The organism is Polynucleobacter sp. 39-46-10 (assembly GCF_002282275.1).
The window spans coordinates 1-4,036 of record NZ_NCJB01000224.1; the positions used below are offsets into that span (position 1 = coordinate 1).

4 protein-coding genes and 1 pseudogene are annotated in these 4,036 nt (G+C 45.2%); all 5 read right to left on the bottom strand.

Annotated elements, in window-relative coordinates; translation table 11 throughout:
- Positions 1-258: 258 nt before the first annotated feature.
- Positions 259-1,569 carry a Y-family DNA polymerase gene (locus B7X71_RS13135; protein ID WP_293598744.1) on the bottom strand — a complete coding sequence of 437 codons (1,311 nt, stop codon included), beginning with the start codon at positions 1,567-1,569 and terminating at the stop codon, positions 259-261.
- Positions 1,566-2,063: a translesion error-prone DNA polymerase V autoproteolytic subunit gene (gene umuD / locus B7X71_RS13140; RefSeq protein ID WP_293598745.1), complete on the bottom strand. Its 498-nt coding sequence runs from the start codon at positions 2,061-2,063 to the stop codon at positions 1,566-1,568. The genes B7X71_RS13135 and umuD overlap by 4 nt, the downstream gene beginning before the upstream one ends.
- Positions 2,064-2,241: 178 nt before the next feature.
- On the bottom strand, positions 2,242-2,460 hold the full coding sequence (locus B7X71_RS13145; protein WP_293598746.1) for a hypothetical protein: 219 nt from the start codon (positions 2,458-2,460) through the stop codon (positions 2,242-2,244).
- 42 nt (positions 2,461-2,502) lie between these two features.
- Positions 2,503-3,039, bottom strand: a complete 537-nt coding sequence (locus B7X71_RS13150) for a hypothetical protein (RefSeq protein WP_293600976.1) — start codon at positions 3,037-3,039, stop codon at positions 2,503-2,505.
- A 129-nt stretch (positions 3,040-3,168) separates the two neighbouring features.
- Positions 3,169-4,036, bottom strand: a pseudogene (locus B7X71_RS13155) (DNA helicase UvrD); the annotation flags it as partial.

Genomic DNA, 4,036 nt, shown 5'->3' on the forward strand with positions numbered 1-4,036 from the left:
CAGCACAGCCCAGTAAGACATCATCATGATGATTGCAAGTGAAGCGCCGTTGAAGTTATTTAATAGTTCCATTTGATTTCTCCTGGTTTGTATCTAAGTTAATTTGGTTTTGTTGCTATTGCTTGTTACTGTTTTGCTGCTATGTATTCAGAATATTTGCTTACAAGCTCATGAAATGAGCTAGTAAAATTCACTTCCTTATTTGTTGTTTTTCTTCATTTTTTTCATCGCTCTTTTGCTTATCATTTGTCTAGTTCTTTAACGCACTACCGGTAGCTCATCCCACTGCGTGGTGTAGTTCGGTGATCGGTTACTTGATCTCATTTGCCAGTCTTGCTTAGTTCCAGATGCAGCAGTTTTGATAGCGGCATTACCAAAGCGACTATTGATTGAATCCATAGCCTTCATGAGTCCAGCAGACTTGCCTTTCACTTCCATGTCATCAAATAGCGATTGCTGCATCGTAGGTTTATCAGCCAGGAGATTGAGGATCACCCCAGCCTTCTTATACTTAAAGCCAGCTTTGTAGATTTGTTTCAAACCTTTTAATGCAGCGCTAGTCAAGGTTAAGGTGTTGTCGCTAGGATCACTCAGAACAACGGTGATACTTTGATGGTGTTGTGGCTCAAATGGCTTATGTGGATTAGTTTGTACAAAGATGGTGAGCGCGCCCGTCACTGACTTCTGACTTCTCAGCTTCTCAGCACCTCTTGCGGCATGTGTAGCAACTGACTCAGCTAACTCTTCCATTGAAGTGACTGGCTTACCAAAACTTCTTGAAGAAATAATCTGTTGTTTAGCTGGCGCCACTTCCTCCAGTTGAAGGCAAGAGACTCCGCGCAACTCATAGCAAATGCGCTCGATCACAACACCAAACTGTTGACGCATAGCTTGCGGTGATATTTGCACTAAATCAAATACGCTGTTGATCTTGAGCTCTTTGAGTTTCTTGGCAGTCTTGCCACCAATACCCCACACCTCACCTACCGCTGTCTCGGCCATCCATTGATAGAGGACCTCTTTAGGCATGGAACTGATGTCACATACGCCAGCAAACTGGGGATTCTTTTTAGCAAAATGATTTGCCAACTTAGCAAGCGTCTTGCTAGCACCAATGCCGACACATACGGGCAGGCCAGTAGTATCTTTAACATCTTGCTTCATGATTTGGCCTAAGCTAGTCGGGTCAGCATATTGCTTGAGCACTGTCTCGATTTGCAGAAAGCTCTCGTCAATACTGTAGACCTCTAAATTGGGTGTGAACTTTCTTAATACTTCTACTACCCTGCCGCTCATATCACCATACAAGGTGTAGTTAGATGAATACGCTTGAATACCATGTTGCTTGGCTAAGTCTTTCATCTGAAACCAGGGCGTACCCATCTTTACACCGAGCGCCTTGACTTCAGCGCTACGCGCTACGGCGCAACCATCGTTATTCGAGAGAACGACCATTGGTACATCTTCCAGCTTGGGGGCAAATACACGCTCACAAGATACATAGAAGTTGTTCACGTCGACCAGCGCGAAGAGTTGATTGGTTTTGCCAGCTTGATGAATAGCGCTCATATAGATTTACCATTTCTGCTACTAGCGTGGCTGTATTTGCGTACTACCCCAACCACTACACCCCAGATTTGGAGTTCGCTGTTCTCGTTAAATGTAATGGGCTCGTAATTGGGGTTCTCTGGCTGGAGCTCGGTCTTGCCACGCAATTGATAGAGCCGCTTGATGGTGTACTCGTCATCAACCACGGCAACCACGATGTCTTTGTGTTTTGGCTTGAGGGCTTTATCAACCACTACCTTATCGCCGTCACAAATACCTGCACCCATCATCGAATCACCCTTAACGGTGAACATGAAAGTGGCTGGTTTGTTTTGGACTAAATAGTGGTTTAAATCGAGGCCTTCCTCGGCATAATCAGCCGCTGGACTCGGAAATCCCGCTGAAATACGGTGACTCAGGAGCTTGAACTCATAGGCGCCATTTGCCGCCAAGGCTTGCGGGGCTTGGGTCAGAGTGCTTTCTGAGGAGCTTTGTGGAAGTGCGATTAGTGCCATAGGTTCTAATATACTGTATATCCATACAGTATTTCAATACCCAGGCATTATTTTTCCAAAAACGTGGTTTTTACCCCTTTTAGGGGCATCAAGAATGCAAATTCATCCGCAGCCCAGGAAGGCTAAGCAAATAAAAACCACCCGAAGGTGGTTTTGATATTTCTTGATAAGCCAAGATCTATTTGCAATTTTTCTTATCCATTAGATCAGCCAATCTTGACATTCTTGCATCGGCTGCTGCAATAGCTTCGTTGGCATTACTGTAGGTGGCAATAATGCCAATAGGGAAGAAAATTGCGGCCGCGGTATTCGTGCCCGTCACACCTTTTACATCCTCAGCTTCTTTTTTAGCTTCCTCAGCTCGCTTAAATTCGTCCTTTAAAGACTCGCAAGACAAATCTCTGTCAGACAGTTTGGTTGTTTGAAGCCTGCAGCTTGACTACGACTCCTCGGTCTTTTCCATAAAGCGCTGCACATCTTCTTTTGAGGCCGGCAAATTACTTAACTCCGCGTAATAGGCTGCAGAACCCGGAATGCTCTGGATATTTTTAGGGGTGATTCGGCCTACTGGCACCAAGTAGCCCCTCCATAAAACGCGCATATGCATACCAAACACAGAAGCTGGAACCTTCATCTCCACTGCCCGCTCGACTAGGTGTTGACACAAGGTGCTCGGCTCTTCAATGCGCAGATGGTAAAGATGAGGGATTTCTGACTCAGCGCGCTTTTCATATTGTTCTACATGGTAGTCATGGTAGGTGCGCTGCCCAAAATCAAAGATATAGTCTGCGATGGCACGCGAGAACCAATATGCACCAGAACTATCACTTCTATGCTCTAGAGCGTCATGCAATTTAGATTGATAGCGCTCTTTGTATTTTTGGGTTTTATAGCGATAAAAGGGGTGCTTTTGCATATAGCGCACCACTAGGCCGCCCAATACCAACAGTGATCCTATTACTAAACCTTCTGTCATTGCGCCAAACTCTTCTAAGTAATGGTATTAATTTTAGTAAATATTTTATCGAAGGAGTAAGTCTAATTGAAGACAGCAAGATGCATGGGTAAAACTAGCAGAATGCAAAGATCAAAAGGGCTGGACACCCTAAGATATCTCGGCGATCTCACCCCAAGCAGAGATTAAGTAGGCCTTAGCCGGCTTATCCGGCCGAATTCTGCCTAACTCTTGTTTGTAGTTATTGAGTTGTGCGCTGTACTTGTTATATGCCTCACTACCCACCTCTGGGATTGTGAGCTTGTAATCGAGGATAGCTAAGTGATCATCAAACTCCACTAGGCGATCTAAGCGAAAGCTCTTTCCCTCTAGGCTAACAACATCAATTTCATTCCAAGCCTGTACCCACTGATTTTCTGTGAAGTAAGGTTTCAGTTTGGGCGCATCCATCACCATCTGCACGCGCTCCATCAGTTTTTTGGCGTGCTCTTGATCAATGCTTAACCAATTCATGAGCTCTTGCTCGCTTGGCATTGGGCTGGTTATTTGACTACCTGAGTGCGCAGTTAAGAATTCCAGCAGTTTATGGAAATGGGTACCCTCTTCCAAAATTTCTGGGTCGGGTTGCTCTACCGATTGCGCTTGCTCTCTTGCCTTTTCAGTTATAGCTAGTGCACCGCTTTCAATATTGGCAATGGTTTCTTGATGGGCTTGTTTAGCCGCCTCCCATGACAATTGAAAATGATTTATTTGGAATGGTTCGCTACCGCTGGAATCAAGCATCTCCTGACCTTGAAGCGGTAGCTCACCCAACTGGGTCATATCCAATGTCTCCATGCCTGCCGCAAGCGCTCTACCATACCAAGATTTTTGGCTAATACCGTCTTTGATATGAGATTGAACGCCGCTAATCCATAAGCCTTGCTGTGCACGAGTCATCGCTACATAGAGGACGTTCCAATTTTCATTCTCACTGACTTCATTCTCTTTTTCATAGATTGCCGCCCGCTTCTCCGTC